A 15,045-nucleotide genomic window follows, 5' to 3' on the forward strand; every position below is an offset into this window, starting at 1 on the left:
TGCCTTTTATCAATCTGTTACCGGTGTTCACTGACGTGGATTTGTAGCTCCTTGATCCAACGTCTTACTTCGGCCGCTGCCTATGCAGCGGCCTTTTTTATGCGCGCAATAAAACGGGGCGCCCTTGGCGCCCCGCACGATTCACTGCTGTTGGAGCAATGATCAGAGGCTGTACTTCTGCAAGTTGGCCATCATCTCCTTCAGCGCCTCGATGTTGTCCTTGGGGTGGGCGGCGCCCTCGAAGTCGCAGATCTGCTGCCAGTGCGCGGCGACGTCATCCGGGGAAAAACCGGCTTCAGGATCGAACCCCACGCCAAGGCTGCGCTCCCAGCGGGTCTTGCCGATCCAGCCGCCGCCCACTTCAAACAGGCCGGCCGTTTCCTCGCACGCGGCACTGCCCAGGTACACCACCAGCGGGCTGACCAACTCCGGCTTGAGCCGCTCGAACACCTGCGGCGGAATCAGGCCTTCGGTCATGCGTGTGCCGCCGGTGGGCGCGATGGCGTTGACCAGGATGTTGTTCTTGCGCCCTTCCAGCGCCAGGGTGCGGGTCAAGCCATACAGGCCGAGCTTGGCCATGCCGTAGTTGGACTGGCCGAAGTTGCCGTAGATGCCCGAGGTGGACGCGGTGAAGATCACCCGTCCATACCCTTGCTCACGCATGTGCGGCCAGGCAGCGCGGGTGACTTTGTAGGCGCCTTCGACATGCACCCGGTAAACCAGGTCCCAGTCGCTGTCGTCCATTTTGTGGAAGGTCTTGTCGCGCAGGATGCCGGCGTTGTTGACCACCACATCGATGCGGCCAAACACCTCCAGCGCGTGCTGCACGATCTTGTCACCGTCGGTGACAGAGTCGTGGTTGGCTTCGGCAATACCGCCAGCGGCGCGGATTTCGGCAACCACGCGGTCGGCCGCCGAGGCGTTGGCACCTTCGCCCTGGGTCGAGCCGCCCAGGTCGTTGACCAGCACCTTGGCCCCGTGGCGGGCGAACAGCAGCGCATGGGCCCGGCCCAACCCGCCGCCGGCTCCGGTGACGATCACGACCTTATCCTGGAACTGCACTGACTCACTCATACCGAACTCCGCTGGCGACAATGGGAATGCCATGAGTGTCAGGCACCCGGCCTCTGGTCACAATAAAGTCGGCCAGGGCTGAATGGTGCGCGATAAGGCTGGGGGATGATGGCCGGTGCGCCGTGGACGTCAGCTTGTGTGGGAGCGGGCTTGTTCGCGAAGGCGGTGTTTCAGTCGACACCTATTTCTCCGATCCACCGCTTTCGCGAGCAAGCCCGCTCCCACACAAGCCCGCTGCCACCAGTTGTTGAACTGTGTGCCGTCAGGAATAAGCCAGATAGGACATCGGGCCGGCGATCCGCTCACGAAACGCCAGGTAATGCTTGAGCACCTGCACCGGCGCCTCGATCTGCGGGTAGTGGCCGATATTGGCCAGCAGCACCGTATCCGCATGGGGGATCAGCTGCTGATAACGCGCCACCATATGGGCACCGGAAATCGGATCAACCTCGCCGTCGATCACCCGCAGGGGCACCTCATCACGCTGCATCGCTTCCAGCCATCGCTCGCGCAGGCGACGGCGCTGGGGCACGTAGACGATCAGTTTATGCAGCACCCGCGTGCCATCGTTGCAGCTGATCAACTGCCAGAAATCATCCAGGGCACTTTCGCTGGGACGTGTATGCGGACCGAAAATCTGGCCGAAGCTGTCGGACAACGCGCTGCGCCCAAAGGCGCGACCGATCATCCAGCCCAGGGGGCTGAGCAGGAGTTTCTGCACCAGCGCCAGCCGGTGGGTTTCGGGGAACAAGCCGCCGTTGAGAAACACGCAACTGGCCATCTGGAAACGCGCTTCGTAATGCCGCGCGAGCAGTTCCTGGGCGACGCTGTCGCCGTAGTCATGGGCCAGCACGTGCACCGGCTGGTCCACACCCAAATGCTCCAGCAAGGCTTGCTGCAAATCCGCCTGCTCCAAGAGGCAGTACTCATGGTCGAGGGGTTTTTCCGATTCGCCAAAGCCGAGCATGTCGCAGGCGATCACCAGGTTGCGCTGGGCCAGGGGTTGCCACAGGTAGTGCCAGTCCCAGCTGGCGGTGGGGAAGCCGTGGATCAGCAGCAGCGGTTCGCCCTGCCCCGCCACCCAATAACGGATGGTATGGCCACGGAAGACGAAGCTCTGGCCGCGCTTGTGCCAGGCAGTGAGCGGGATCTCGGCGAGTGGCATCAGGTTTTATACCCAGGGTCGAGGCTGTCCAACTTACGCAGCAACGCCGGCCAGGCCAGCGCGCCCCCCATGCCTTGTGCACTCTTGGTCACGGCCGCCACCATCGCCTTGGCCCCGGCAAGAATCTGCGGGCCGATAGGGATCAACTCGGCCCCGCCGTTCTGCGCCAGCACCTGGATGTCGCAGGCCCGCTGGAAGGTGAACATCATCAGGAAGGTGTCGGCAATGCTGGCGGCGCAGGTGAGCAGGCCGTGGTTGTGCAACATCAGGAAATTGTTATCACCGAGGTCGGCCTGCAGGCGGGCCTTCTCTTCATGGTTCAGCGCCACGCCTTCGTAGGCGTGGTAGGCCAGGCTCGACAGCACGAAAATCGATTGCTGGCTGATCGGCAGCACGCCCTGCTTCTGCGCCGCCACTGCGACACCGGACGCGGTGTGGGTGTGCAGCACGCAGGTGACGTCATGGCGGACTTCGTGGATCGCGCTGTGGATGGTGTAGCCCGCCGGGTTGATCTCGTAGGGGCTGTCCATCAGCTTGTTGCCGGCCTGGTCGACCTTGACCAGGCTCGACGCAGTGATCTCGTGGAACATCAGCCCATACGGGTTGATCAGGAAGTCATCGGTGCCCGGCACCTTGGCCGAGATGTGGGTAAAGATCAGGTCATCCCAACCGTGCAACGCCACCAGGCGATAGCAGGCTGCCAGGTCGACACGGGTCTGCCATTCGGCAGCGCTGACCTGGCCTTGGACATTTTGCGGCGATAGAACCGGGGCTAAGCTCACGGTGATGACCTCCTTGGCGCACTTTCTTATTGTTTTTTTGAGTGATGGGCCAGTCTAGTCAGACGTCCCAGTCGTCGTAGTTGCCTTGGCAGCCAGCTTGATGACCGTACGAGTCAGCTTTGAGAATAGTTGAAACCTGCGCAAATGGCGTCAGAGAAGCGCCGCCAATAAAGGCGCGGCAAACAGGTTGAGCAGCCCGGTCAATACCATCACCAAACCGGCGACCGAGCCTTCTTCACCGCCCACTTCATGTGCCCGGCTGACCCCGGCGCCATGGGCCCCCACACCAAACAATGCGCCACGCGCCAAGGGCGTGCGCAGCGGCAGCCACTTGAGCAACACGCCACCGAGCATCGCACCGAATACGCCGGTGAACATCACGAACACGGCGGTGAGTTCCGGCACGCCGCCCAAGTCGGACGACACCGGCATGGCAAACGGTGTGGTGATGGAGCGCGGCACCAGGGACATTGTCACCGCGCTGTCCAGCGCCAGCGCTTTGGCCAGGCCGAACGAGGTGCCGATGGAGGCCACGCTGCCGGCGACCATTCCCAGCAGCAACGCCGACCAGTGCCGCGCCAACAGGCGGCGCTGTTGCCAGATCGGCACGGCGAATGCCACGGTGACCGGCCCCAGCACCAGCATCAGCCAGTGGGTATCGGCAGCGTATTCGGCGTAGGCGGTGTGCATCGGCACCGCCACCGCCAGCAAGAGCACCGGCACCAGAATCAGCGGCGACAACAGATAGCGCCCGGTGCGCCGGTAGATCCAGCGGCTGAAGATGTACGCGCCCAGGGTCAGGGCGAGCCAGAACACCGGCATCAGTTCAAGCTTCATGGCGCAGCCTCCAGCGGCAGACGATCTCAACGGTGAACGCCGTCACCAACATCACCGCCAAGGTGCTCACGCCGATCACCAGCAGGATGCGCCAGCCCTCGTTGCGCAGCAGGCCGCCGTAGTCCAGCAAACTCATCAAGGCCGGAATAAAGAACAGCAGCATCTCGGCCATCAACACGCCAGCGCCCAGCTGCAGGGCGGCGGGCTTGACCAGGCCGCTGGCGAACGTTGCCAGGAGCAGGCCCAGACCGACGACACCACCAGGGATAGGCCAGGCGAACCACACGGCCAGTTGGCAGCCGAGAAAGTAGATGGCCAACAACACAACCAATTCAATAGACAGACGGGTGAAACGTTTCATGGGCTTTGGGTCCTCGCAAGCGCCCATTTTAAAGAGGCCAACCCCATACCCACAGCGAATTGTTAGACTGTCAACTATTCCAAACCGGAATTGAGAGCATGGAATTCAAACAGCTGCGCAGCTTTGTCGAAGTCATCCACCGGGGCGGTTTTACCCAAGCCGGTAAAACCTTGCACATCAGCCAATCCGCCGTGAGCAAACAGGTGGCGCAATTGGAGCACAGCCTTGGCACACCGTTGCTTGAGCGCACCGGCTCGCACGTGCGCCTGACCGCCACCGGCGCCGTGGTATTACAGCGCGCCGAGGCGATGCTGCGCCTGCAAAGCGAGTTGCTCAGTGAGCTGGACGACATGCAGCAACTGGCCCGCGGCGAGCTGCGCCTGGGCTTGCCGCTGCTGGCGGGGGATACGTTGTTCGCCGGGCTGTTTGCCGAGTATCGCAAGCGTTACCCCAACGTCACTATCCAGTTGCTGGAGGGCGGCAGCCGCACTATCGAACAGGCGATCCTCAACGGTGAGCTGGATGTCGGTGGCAGCCTGATGCCCAACGACCCGGCCTTCGCCTGGCAAGCCTTTTGCGACGAGCCTTTGGACGCCCTGCTGCCGATGGATCACCCGCTGGCGGAAAACGCCCAGGTGCGCCTGGAGGAATTGGCGGACACGCCATTCCTGATGTACCAGCGCAGTTTTGTGCTGAACGACCGGCTGATGCAGGCGTGCAAGCAAGTGGGTTTTAGCCCGAAGGAAATCGGCCGCAGTGGCCAGGCGGATTTTCTCGTGGCCTTGGTCGCGGCCGGTCAAGGCGTGGTGCTGCTGCCCAGCGTGGTCGCCCGTGGGCTGGTGCGACCGGGCGTGGTGCGCCTGACGCTCAAGGCGCCGGACTTCCTGCGCTGGGACATTGCATTCATCTGGCGTGAGGGCGCCTATCTGTCGAGAGCCGCCCAGGCCTGGCTGGCGTTGTTGCGCGAGTATCCGGTCAGCCGCGCAGTGCAGTGACCAGCTCGGCCAACCAGGGCTCGGCGTCGGCCTCGGGGGTGACGCTTTCGCTGGCGTCCAGGCGCAACATCGGCAGCACTTCGCGCACGCCCAGTTCACCGAACAGTTCACGCATTTGCTCGCCGCCGCCGCAGAAGGTGTCGCCGTAGCTGGCGTCGCCCAGGCCGATCACCGCACCGGGCAGACCGCGCAAGGTGGCGGGCAGTTGGTCACGCAGGGCCGAATACAGGGGTTGCAGGTTGTCGGGCAGCTCACCCATGCCGGTGGTGGACGTCACCGCCAGAAACGCTTCGGGCGCGAAAGCCTGTACGTCCGCCAGGGTGGCGCGCGGGTTGTACCAGGCTTCAAAACCGGCGGCGTTGAGGATACCGGCGGCGTGGCGGGCGACTTCTTCAGCCGTGCCGTAGACCGAGCCGGAAAGGATGGCGACTTTCATCAATCTGATCCTGTAGTTGAGTGAAAAGCTGGGATATTAGCAGTTGTCACAAATATTTCAGCGGGCCCGGTGAAACATTCAACCGTTGCCATAAACTCAAAGCTCCCAAAACAAGCCATGGACCGCTCAATGATCAACGCAAAGCTGATGCAAATGGTTGTCAACGCTTCCAACGACGGGATTGTCGTCGCCGAGCGCGAAGGCAAGGACAAGCCGATAATCTACGTCAACCCGGCATTCGAGAAGCTGACCGGCTACCACCTGGATGACATCCTGTACCAGGATTGTCGCTTCCTGCAGTCAGGTGACCGCGACCAGCCGGCGCTGATGGCGATTCGCGAGGCGCTGGACAGTGGCGGTTCGTGCCGGGAAATCCTGCGCAACTATCGTCAGGACGGCAGTCACTTCTGGAACGAATTGTCGTTGTCGACGGTGTACAACGAGGCCGACAAGCAGACTTATTTTGTCGGTGTGCAAAAAGATGTGACCTTGCAGGTCAAGGCCCAGCAGCGCGTCGCCCAGTTGGAAGCCGAACTGGCCCAGGTCAAGGCAGAGCTGGCCGCGCTAAAGATGACGAGCGGATCTAACAAAATTTAGATAATGCGGTCTGTAGAGCGGATAATGGCATTTTAGTACCCCCTCATTGAGCAATGATCGATGCGACGCGACGCACTTCTGACCCAGGATGAACTGGATTTCATTCAGAACATGCAGCACACCCCCCAGCTAAACCTGCGGGATGCTTCATCGAGCCTGACCGTCAACGGCGGCGCGCAGATCCGCGATTTGCTCACACGCCTGGCCGCCCACGATCACGTCACCATCCAGGCACAGTTCGACAACCAGCAACTCACCTTCCCCCTGCATCTGGTGGAGGATGAGTTTCATGCGGTGCATCTGCGTCTGGGGGTGCCGAGCATTTTCGAAGACGGGCCGATGATCCGTCCATGGCGCCTGGCCCTCGAGGCACCGGTGGCACTGGAGAACATCAAAGGCACGCCGGGCGCGCTGTGGGTGCACGAAGTGTCATTCAAGGGTGTGCTGGTCGAGATCCGCGGCCGGGTCAAGGCGCCCAAGACCTTTGCGCTGTGGTTCAGCCCTTCCGGTTACGAACGCATTGCGCTACGCGGCACGTTGGAACGGGTAACCGCACGCGGTTTGTTCGCCTACCGCCTGAGCCAGAGCGATGCGGATGAGATCGAGCGCCTGCGCCAATTCATCCTGCATCAACACCGCCTGGTCCACCCGCACGTACACGCCTGATCTCAGGTATCCAGCTGCCCACTGAGAAACTGCTGCAAGCGACGCTGCATCAGGCGTCCTTCATTGCCCAGGCAGCCGATGGAAGAACCGGCGAGGTCCTTCTCGGCCAGGTCCGACGCGACCCCCGCCAGGAACAACGGGCAATCCAGGGTCAGCGCCAGGCGGCTCAGGCGCCCCGGCAGGTCATAACGGTGGGAACGGTTGGAATAGACGATCAGGGCCTGGGGACGGGTCTTTTCACAGACCAGTGTCAGCTCATCAAATGGCTGGCCCATGCCCAGCACCTTCACCGCCAGGTCGTCGCGCGTCATCAACAGCCCGGCCACCAGCAATTCCAACTTGCGGCATTCGCCGGGCATGGCCGCCAACAGCACCCGGGGGGCCGACGACGCGCACGCCACATGCAGACGCGCCAACGCCTGTACCCGCAGGAACGCGTCGAAGAACAGCCACTCACTGGCCTGGCCGAATCGGCCTTGATGGCGCAGCAGCTCGCTCCACAGGGGCATCAGGATGTCCTGGAACACGATGCTCTGGGGGTAGGTCGCAAAAATCTGGCCGTACACATGCTCCAACTGGCGATCATCGAAAGCACTCACGGCCAGCCTCAACCGCGCCTGCCATTGAGCCCACTCGGCGCCCTCGGGCGTGTCGTGCTCGGCACGCACGGCTTGCGCCTGCTGGTCATCGCGCGCCAGGATCTTGCCGACCTTGCTTACGGCCACGCCGCGCTCGATCCAATCAAGAATGCGATTGACCGTCTCAATATCGGCCTTGGAGTAGAGCCGGTGCCCGCTTTCGGTGCGCGTCGGCTGTATAAGGCCATAACGCCGCTCCCATGCACGCAGCGTCACTGGATTTATGCCTGTCAATCTCGACACTTCACGAATCGGAAAAAACGCCTCGGAATCGGTCGAATCCAGATGTGAAATGCTATCAAGGGGAGCAGTAATTTCGGGCATTTGAGACCAAAAAACCAATGGTAATTGGGGCAGCCATTTAACGCCTTTAGAGCTGTCTTTTTCAAGGTCCACCCTCTTTAGACCAATGTCACTGGCGTATTTCTGTAAAACAGGAATAATCCTTGCCTGTTTTTACATAGCGGCACTACCCCGCCGCTATGTTCGTGCGCCACCTACCCGGTCCAGCGCACCCGTTTATTTGGAGATACATAATGTCTACCTCCCCAGTCACCCTGATGGTTGCGCGTCGCGTGGCCAAAGGTCGCTACGAAGAACTGATGGCCTGGCTGCGCGAAGGCGAGCAATTGGCCACCGACTTCCCCGGTTACCTGGGTTCAGGCGTGCTCGCACCGCCGCCCAATGACGACGAATTCCAGATCATCTTCCGCTTCGCCGATGAAAAGACCCTGCATGCCTGGGAGTTTTCCGCGTCCCGCAGTGCCTGGCTGGGCCGTGGCAGCGAGCTGTTTGCCGACCCGTCCGAGCATCGCGTGAGCGGCATCGACGGTTGGTTTGGTGCCGTGGGGGCACGGCCGCCGCGCTGGAAGCAGGCCGTGGCGATCTGGCTGGCGTTTTTCCCGGTGTCACTGATCTTCAACTTTGTACTGGGCCCGCTGCTCAATGAGCTGGAGTTGGTGCCGCGCGTGCTGATCAGCACCCTGGCACTCACGCCGCTGATGGTTTATCTGTTCATTCCACTGTCGACCCACCTGCTGGCCAACTGGCTGCACCCTGCGCCCACACCACGCAAGGCCACCGAAGCCGCCGCGTGAGTACAGGGGGGCCCGCTCGCTGGTATGATTTGAACCTGCCAGCGAAGCGAGCCCTCCATGACTGCAACACACGCCCCGATCCTGATCACCGGCGCCGGCCAGCGTGTCGGCCTGCATTGCGCCCAGCGCCTGCTGGACGACGGCCATCCGGTGATTTTCAGCTACCGCAGCGAACGTCCCGGCGTGCAGGCCCTGCGCGAACGTGGTGCGATCGGTGTGTTTGCCGACTTCTCCAGCGAAGCCGGCATCCTGGCGTTTATCGCCGAGCTGAACACCCACACCCAAAGCCTGCGTGCGATCATCCACAACGCCTCGGCCTGGATCGCAGAGAGTCCCGATGACGAAAGCCGTGCCTTTACCGACATGTTCAGCGTGCACATGCTTGCGCCTTACCTGATCAACCTGCATTGTTCAGCTTTGCTGCAACGCTCGACACCCGCCGACATCGTGCACATCAGCGATGACGTGGTGCGCAAGGGCAGCCGCCAGCACATCGCCTATTGCGCCACCAAGGCCGGGCTCGACAGCCTCACGCTGTCGTTTGCCGCGCAGTTCGCGCCGCTGATCAAGGTCAACGGCGTCGCGCCCGCGATGGTGATGTTCAACGAAGGCGACGCCGCCGCTTATCGCACCCAGGTGCTGGCCAAGTCCGCACTGGGCATCGAACCCGGGCCCGAGGTGATCTACCAGAGCGTGCGTTACCTGCTGGACAACCCCTATGTCACTGGTACCACCCTGACCGTCAACGGCGGGCGGCATATCAAGTAAGCCGTTTGTGAGGATGTTGTATGACCTTATCCCTGCCCCAACACTACCGCGAGATTCTCAAAGGCCTGGGCGAAGACCCGGAGCGTGAAGGTTTGCTCGACACCCCCAAGCGCGCGGCCAAGGCAATGCAGTACCTGTGCCACGGCTACGAGCAGAACCTTGACGACATCGTCAACGGCGCGCTGTTTACTTCCGACAATGACGAGATGGTGATCCTCAAGGACATCGAGCTGTACTCGCTATGCGAGCACCACCTGCTGCCCTTCATCGGCAAGGCCCACGTGGCCTATATTCCGACCGGCAAGGTCCTCGGCCTGTCGAAGCTGGCGCGCATCGTCGACATGTACGCACGGCGCCTGCAGATCCAGGAAAACCTCACGCGGCAAATCGCTGATGCGATCCAGGACGTGACCCAGGCCGCCGGCGTGGCGGTGGTGATCGAGGCCAAGCACATGTGCATGATGATGCGCGGTGTGGAGAAACAGAATTCAACCATGAACACCTCGGTGATGCTCGGCGCGTTCCGCGAGTCGAACACCACGCGCATGGAGTTCCTGCAACTGATCGGACGGAGCAAGTAGCAATGCCACAACTTCAACCAGGCATGGCGCGCATCCGGGTCAAGGACCTGTGCCTGCGCACCTACATCGGCATCAACGAGGACGAAATCCTCAACAAGCAGGATGTGCTGATCAACCTGACCATCCTGTATGCCGCCCAGGAGGCCGTGCGCGACAATGACATCGACCATGCGCTGAACTATCGCACCATCACCAAGGCGATCATTGCCCATGTGGAGGGCAACCGTTTTGCCCTGCTGGAGCGCCTGACCCAGGAACTGCTGGATCTGGTGATGAGCAATGAAACAGTGCTGTACGCCGAAGTCGAAGTGGACAAGCCCCATGCGCTGCGCTTTGCCGAATCGGTGTCGATTACCCTGGCAGCCAGCCGCCAACCCTGAACCTGCGTGAGCCCTATGAACGACCAAGAACGCCTCGAACTCGAAGCCGCCGCCTTCCGCCGGCTGGTGGCACACCTGGACAGCCGCAAGGATGTGCAGAACATCGACCTGATGAACCTCGCAGGCTTCTGCCGCAACTGCTTGTCCAAGTGGTACAAGGCCGAGGCCGATGAGCGCCACATCGAGCTGAGCCTCGATGATGCCCGAGAAGTGGTGTACGGCATGCCGTACGCCGAGTGGAAAGCCCAATACCAGAAAGAAGCCAGCGCCGATCAACAGGCGGCGTTCGCCAAAGGAAAAACCCATGACTGATTTGAACACCCTGCGCGCCAGCCTCAACAGCGGCGAACATGCGTTTGCCGACACCTTGGCGTTTATTGCCGCAGGTTATGACTACCAGCCGCAAGCCTTTACCAATGGTGATGTGGAAAACGCTGCCGGGCAGAACGAAGGCTCCTGCAAGACCCTGGGCCTGGCTGTGCTGGAAGGCTTGAGCGATCAGCAAGCGCTGCTGGCGTTTGGCGAGCACTACCGTTCGGTGGTGGCGACGCCTGAGGGCAGTGACCATGGCAATATCCGTGCACTTATCGCACACGGCTTGGCGGGTGTGACGTTCACGGCGCAGCCCCTGACCCGCAGATCCTGAGTCAGACACCAATCAAACTGTGGGAGCGGGCTTGCCCGCGAAAGCGGTGGGTCAGTCGCCTAATTCAGTGACTGACACTCAGCATTCGCGGGCAAGCCCGCTCCCACATTTGTGCTTTGGTGTCAGTTAAATCGTGGGTGTAAAAAAACCGGCCTCTCAGCCGGTTTTTTATTGCTACGGTTTAGAGCGAAGCGTTACCCAAACCATCCAGGTAACGCTCGGCATCCAGTGCCGCCATGCAACCAGCGCCAGCCGAGGTGATGGCCTGGCGATACACATGGTCGGCTACGTCGCCAGCGGCGAAGATGCCTTCAAGGTTGGTCGCAGTCGCATTGCCTTCACGGCCGCCCTGTACGACCAGATAACCGTCTTTGGCTTCCAGCACGCCTTCGAACAACGATGTGTTCGGCGTGTGGCCGATGGCGATGAATACGCCGTCGACTTTCAGCTCGTCGAAGCTGCCGTCGTTGTTTTTCAGGCGGGCGCCGGTCACGCCCATGTTGTCGCCCAGGACTTCGTCCAGGGTGGCATTGAGCTTGAGGATGATCTTGCCTTCAGCCACACGGGCGTGCAGCTTGTCGATCAGGATCTTCTCGGCGCGGAACGTCTCGCGGCGGTGAACCAGGGTCACGGTGCTGGCGATGTTGGCCAGGTACAGCGCTTCTTCCACGGCAGTGTTGCCGCCACCGACCACAGCGACCGGCTTGTTGCGGTAGAAGAAACCGTCGCAGGTCGCGCAGGCGGAAACGCCCTTGCCCATGAACGCTTCTTCCGATGGCAGGCCCAGGTAACGGGCGCTGGCGCCGGTCGCGATGATCAGTGCGTCACAGGTGTAGACGCCGCTGTCGCCGGTCAGGCTGTAAGGCTTCTTGGAGAAGTCGACCTGGTTGATATGGTCAAACACGATCTCGGTTTCGAAGCGCTCGGCGTGTTCTTTCATGCGTTCCATCAGCGCCGGGCCGGTCAGGCCGTGGACGTCGCCCGGCCAGTTGTCGACTTCGGTGGTGGTGGTCAATTGACCGCCCGCCTGCATGCCGGTGATCAGCAGCGGCTTGAGGTTGGCCCGGGCAGCGTAGACGGCAGCGCTGTAACCGGCAGGGCCGGAACCGAGAATAATCACTCGCGAATGACGGGTATCAGACATGACTCACTCCTGTCGACCGCCCGGACCACAAGGCGGCTGGAATAAAAAAGGGACCACGAAGCACTTGGGGAAGGCTTTAACTCGCAGGCCCTGAAAATAATGGGTGCAGCGTATAGAGGGGGGCAAGATTAAGGAAATACGCATTAACAATCCAGCTCATAGACGGTCCCTATGCAGTCGACCCGGCTGATCGACGGGTTTGTTACGGCTGATGTCGCCGCTTTCGCCCGTGATACAAAGCCGGTAAGGTCGGCGCGTTCGCCCCTTTGCTCGGAGTTATCCATGCCCGCCCCTGCCCTTTCCGGCCCGCAATACCTGCGTGAAGGCCTCAAGCTGGTCTTGAGCCCTGGCCTGCGCCTGTTTGTGCTGCTGCCACTGGCGATCAACCTGGTGTTATTCGTCGGCTTGATCTATTTCGCCGGCCATCAGTTCAGCCTGTGGGTCGACCACCTGATGCCGACGCTGCCGAACTGGCTGAGCTTCCTCAACTACTTGCTATGGCCGCTGTTTGTGGTGTTGGTGGTGCTGATGGTGTTTTTCACCTTCACCATGCTGGCCAATATCATCGCCGCGCCGTTCAACGGTTTTCTTTCGGAGAAAGTCGAAGTGGTGGTGCGTGGCACCGACGATTTCCCGGCGTTCAGTTGGGGTGAGTTGATCGCCATGGTGCCGCGCACACTGGCCCGGGAAATGCGCAAACTGGGTTACTTCCTGCCACGGGCCATCGGCTTGTTTATCCTGTCGTTCATTCCGGTGGTCAACCTGATCGCCGCGCCGTTGTGGCTACTGTTCGGGGTGTGGATGATGGCGATCCAGTACATCGACTACCCGGCCGACAACCACAAGCTGGGCTGGAACGAGATGCTCGCCTGGCTGCGCCAGAAACGCTGGCAGAGCATGAGCTTCGGCGGCATCGTTTACCTGGTGTTGCTGGTGCCGGTGGTCAACCTGTTGATGATGCCGGCGGCAGTGGCCGGGGCGACCTTGTTCTGGGTGCGTGAGCAGGGCGCCGAAGCGATGGCGCGACAGAACGTGACCACGTCATAAATCCATCATCCCAATGACACAATGACGACACGGCCCACAGTGACACTGTGGGCCATGACGACAGCCTCGCTTCACATCACTCTGATCACCGAAACCTTCCCGCCCGAAATCAACGGGGTGGCCAATACCCTTGGCCGCCTGTGCGAAGGTCTGCGCGCGCGCGGCCATCAGGTCGAACTGGTGCGTCCACGCCAGAACGCTGACCAGAGCCGTCCCAGCGACGACGAATTGCTGCTGTGCCGTGGCTGGCCGCTACCGGGCTACCCGGGCCTGCAATGGGGCCAGTCGTCGATGCACAAATTGCTGCGCCGCTGGACCCGCCAGCGTCCGGATGTGCTGTACATCGCCACCGAGGGCCCGCTGGGCTTATCCGCGCTGCGCGCTGCCCGGCGCCTGGGGATCAGCGTGGTCAGTGGCTTTCACACCAACTTCCAGCAGTACTCGAACCAATATGGGTTAAGCATGCTGAGCCGGGTAGTCACCCATTATCTGCGCTGGTTCCATAACCGCTCGACCTTGACCCTGGTGCCCAGTGCCAGCCAGCGCCTGGAGTTGGAACGCCGCCACTTCGAGCGGCTGGGCATGTTGTCGCGGGGCGTCGACAGCCAATTGTTCCATCCGGCCAAGCGCGACAACGTACTGCGTGAGAGCTGGGGCCTGGGCAATGACGACATTGCAGTTTTGCACGTAGGACGTTTGGCCCAGGAGAAAAACCTGGGTGTACTCAAGCGCTGTTTCGAGTCCCTGCGCAGCACATATCCACAGCGCAGGCTGAAATTGATCATCGTCGGCGACGGGCCGCAACGCTCACTGCTGGAACATGACCTGCCCGACGCCGTGTTCTGCGGCACGCAACGCGGCGAAGAACTGGCGCGGCATTACGCGTCGGGCGATTTGTTCCTGTTTCCCAGCCTCACCGAAACCTTCGGCAACGTGGTGCTGGAAGCCATGGCTTCCGGGTTGGGCGTGGTGGCGTATGACCAGGCGGCTGCGACCCAGCATATCCGCCATGGCTATAACGGCGTACTGGCGATGCCGGGGGATGAGGAGGCGTTTTGCGATGCGGCCTGCTGGCTGCTCGAAGAGCGCGAGAGTTTGCGCAGGGCGCGCCTGAATGCACGCCAACATGCCAGCCGCCAGGGTTGGCCGGCGATCATCGAGCAGTTCGAGCACCAGTTACGGGGTGTGTGCAAGGGAGAGCTTGTCGCTCCGCCGTTACCCTCCACCCGCTGATCCGGCGACAGTTTCAGTCATCCACTTCCCCACCCGGCGCCCACAGCCGACGGCTTATGGGGCCGCGATTCGGAATAGGCAATAGGCATTGTCTGAATCCCCGCCACCAAACAGGATATTTCGGGAACGTCACTCCGATTATGGCCACCCATGACGCACCTGCCTGGTGAAGGTGGGCACCCCATAATCTGAAAGAGTTTTTTATGTCGACACACATCAACGGAGCAGCGGCTCACGGTAATTGGCACTTCAGCGCTCCGGCGGATACGGGCAATCCCTCGCAAAGGCCCGAGACCCATCTTCAGCAACCGTGGTATCGCCCGCGCCCACCCCGGCCGGATAACCAACACACCCAGCCGGGCTGGAACCCACCACACCGGCCACAGCCGGATCAGCCATACACCCGGCCAGGCTGGAACCTTCCGTACCAGCCACAGCCGGACCACCAGTACACCCGGCCAGGCTGGAACCCTCCGTACCAGCCACAGCCCGACTGCCAGCACACTCGGCCAGGCTGGAACCCTCCGTACCAGCCACAGCCCGACTACCAGTACACCCGGCCAGGCTGGAACCCTCAGTACCGGCCACAGCCGGATCG

The 15,045-nt window shown here is 61.5% G+C and carries 19 protein-coding genes; 11 read left to right on the forward strand and 8 right to left on the reverse strand.

Translation table 11 applies throughout. The annotated features are described in order from the left end of the window. Positions 1-162: 162 nt before the first annotated feature. The 5 genes from PSH81_RS22500 to PSH81_RS22520 all read right to left on the reverse strand — a co-directional run bounded on the left by PSH81_RS22500 (position 163) and on the right by PSH81_RS22520 (position 4,219). Entirely contained in the window at positions 163-1,074 is a 912-nt protein-coding gene (locus PSH81_RS22500) for an SDR family oxidoreductase (protein ID WP_192300590.1), read from the reverse strand. A 262-nt stretch (positions 1,075-1,336) separates the two neighbouring features. Next, positions 1,337-2,239, reverse strand: coding sequence for an alpha/beta fold hydrolase (locus PSH81_RS22505; protein WP_305391508.1), 903 nt, complete (start codon positions 2,237-2,239; stop codon positions 1,337-1,339). Continuing rightward, positions 2,239-3,021 carry a class II aldolase/adducin family protein gene (locus PSH81_RS22510; RefSeq protein ID WP_192300592.1) on the reverse strand — a complete coding sequence of 261 codons (783 nt, stop codon included), beginning with the start codon at positions 3,019-3,021 and terminating at the stop codon, positions 2,239-2,241. The genes PSH81_RS22505 and PSH81_RS22510 overlap by 1 nt, the downstream gene beginning before the upstream one ends. 150 nt (positions 3,022-3,171) lie before the next feature. Further along, entirely contained in the window at positions 3,172-3,858 is a 687-nt protein-coding gene (locus PSH81_RS22515; RefSeq protein WP_305391509.1) for an LrgB family protein, read from the reverse strand. After that, positions 3,848-4,219 (reverse strand): CidA/LrgA family protein, encoded by a 372-nt coding sequence (locus PSH81_RS22520; RefSeq protein ID WP_192300594.1) that lies wholly within the window; start codon positions 4,217-4,219, stop codon positions 3,848-3,850. Before PSH81_RS22520 ends, PSH81_RS22515 begins: the two co-directional genes overlap by 11 nt. Positions 4,220-4,317: 98 nt before the next feature. Here PSH81_RS22520 and PSH81_RS22525 point away from each other — a divergent pair, with 98 nt between their 5' ends. Beyond that, on the forward strand, positions 4,318-5,214 hold the full coding sequence (locus PSH81_RS22525) for a LysR family transcriptional regulator (RefSeq protein ID WP_305391510.1): 897 nt from the start codon (positions 4,318-4,320) through the stop codon (positions 5,212-5,214). On the opposite strand, the gene PSH81_RS22530 is transcribed toward PSH81_RS22525, so the two are convergent. Continuing rightward, entirely contained in the window at positions 5,195-5,650 is a 456-nt protein-coding gene (locus tag PSH81_RS22530) for a flavodoxin (RefSeq protein WP_226457266.1), read from the reverse strand. The genes PSH81_RS22525 and PSH81_RS22530 overlap by 20 nt on opposite strands. Positions 5,651-5,779: 129 nt before the next feature. On the opposite strand from PSH81_RS22530, the gene PSH81_RS22535 reads away from it, so the two are divergent. After that, a complete protein-coding gene (locus PSH81_RS22535; protein ID WP_226457265.1) occupies positions 5,780-6,247 on the forward strand; it encodes a PAS domain-containing protein in 468 nt (155 codons plus the stop codon). A 60-nt stretch (positions 6,248-6,307) separates the two neighbouring features. Further along, positions 6,308-6,913: a hypothetical protein gene (locus PSH81_RS22540; RefSeq protein ID WP_192300598.1), complete on the forward strand. Its 606-nt coding sequence runs from the start codon at positions 6,308-6,310 to the stop codon at positions 6,911-6,913. A 2-nt stretch (positions 6,914-6,915) separates the two neighbouring features. Here PSH81_RS22540 and PSH81_RS22545 read toward each other — a convergent pair whose 3' ends face one another. Then, on the reverse strand, positions 6,916-7,875 hold the full coding sequence (locus PSH81_RS22545) for a MerR family transcriptional regulator (protein WP_226457263.1): 960 nt from the start codon (positions 7,873-7,875) through the stop codon (positions 6,916-6,918). A gap of 212 nt (positions 7,876-8,087) precedes the next feature. On the opposite strand from PSH81_RS22545, the gene PSH81_RS22550 reads away from it, so the two are divergent. The 6 genes from PSH81_RS22550 to PSH81_RS22575 are packed head-to-tail and all read left to right on the forward strand — an operon-like array spanning position 8,088 to position 11,023. Further along, complete coding sequence (locus PSH81_RS22550; protein WP_305391511.1) at positions 8,088-8,648, forward strand: antibiotic biosynthesis monooxygenase; 561 nt, start codon at positions 8,088-8,090, stop codon at positions 8,646-8,648. Between the two features lie 57 nt (positions 8,649-8,705). Then, complete coding sequence (folM, locus tag PSH81_RS22555) at positions 8,706-9,416, forward strand: dihydromonapterin reductase (protein WP_305391512.1); 711 nt, start codon at positions 8,706-8,708, stop codon at positions 9,414-9,416. A gap of 20 nt (positions 9,417-9,436) precedes the next feature. Further along, complete coding sequence (gene folE / locus PSH81_RS22560; protein WP_226457261.1) at positions 9,437-9,997, forward strand: GTP cyclohydrolase I FolE; 561 nt, start codon at positions 9,437-9,439, stop codon at positions 9,995-9,997. 2 nt (positions 9,998-9,999) lie between these two features. Further along, entirely contained in the window at positions 10,000-10,377 is a 378-nt protein-coding gene (gene folX / locus PSH81_RS22565) for a dihydroneopterin triphosphate 2'-epimerase (protein ID WP_226457260.1), read from the forward strand. Positions 10,378-10,392: 15 nt separating this feature from the next. After that, complete coding sequence (locus PSH81_RS22570; protein WP_305391513.1) at positions 10,393-10,689, forward strand: DUF1244 domain-containing protein; 297 nt, start codon at positions 10,393-10,395, stop codon at positions 10,687-10,689. After that, the gene (locus tag PSH81_RS22575) at positions 10,682-11,023 is read left to right on the forward strand and encodes a HopJ type III effector protein (protein WP_192300605.1); all 342 of its coding nucleotides are present in this window, start codon (positions 10,682-10,684) and stop codon (positions 11,021-11,023) included. The genes PSH81_RS22570 and PSH81_RS22575 overlap by 8 nt, the downstream gene beginning before the upstream one ends. A gap of 181 nt (positions 11,024-11,204) precedes the next feature. On the opposite strand, the gene trxB is transcribed toward PSH81_RS22575, so the two are convergent. Then, complete coding sequence (trxB, locus tag PSH81_RS22580; RefSeq protein ID WP_192300606.1) at positions 11,205-12,167, reverse strand: thioredoxin-disulfide reductase; 963 nt, start codon at positions 12,165-12,167, stop codon at positions 11,205-11,207. 282 nt (positions 12,168-12,449) lie between these two features. On the opposite strand from trxB, the gene cysZ reads away from it, so the two are divergent. Together cysZ and PSH81_RS22590 are read left to right on the forward strand one after the other, a co-directional pair. Then, entirely contained in the window at positions 12,450-13,214 is a 765-nt protein-coding gene (cysZ, locus tag PSH81_RS22585) for a sulfate transporter CysZ (RefSeq protein ID WP_192300607.1), read from the forward strand. Between the two features lie 54 nt (positions 13,215-13,268). Continuing rightward, positions 13,269-14,447, forward strand: coding sequence for a glycosyltransferase family 1 protein (locus PSH81_RS22590; protein WP_305391514.1), 1,179 nt, complete (start codon positions 13,269-13,271; stop codon positions 14,445-14,447). The last annotated feature ends 598 nt before the right edge of the window (positions 14,448-15,045 follow it).

Source organism: Pseudomonas sp. FP2335 (assembly GCF_030687535.1).
Taxonomy (GTDB): Bacteria; Pseudomonadota; Gammaproteobacteria; order Pseudomonadales; family Pseudomonadaceae; genus Aquipseudomonas.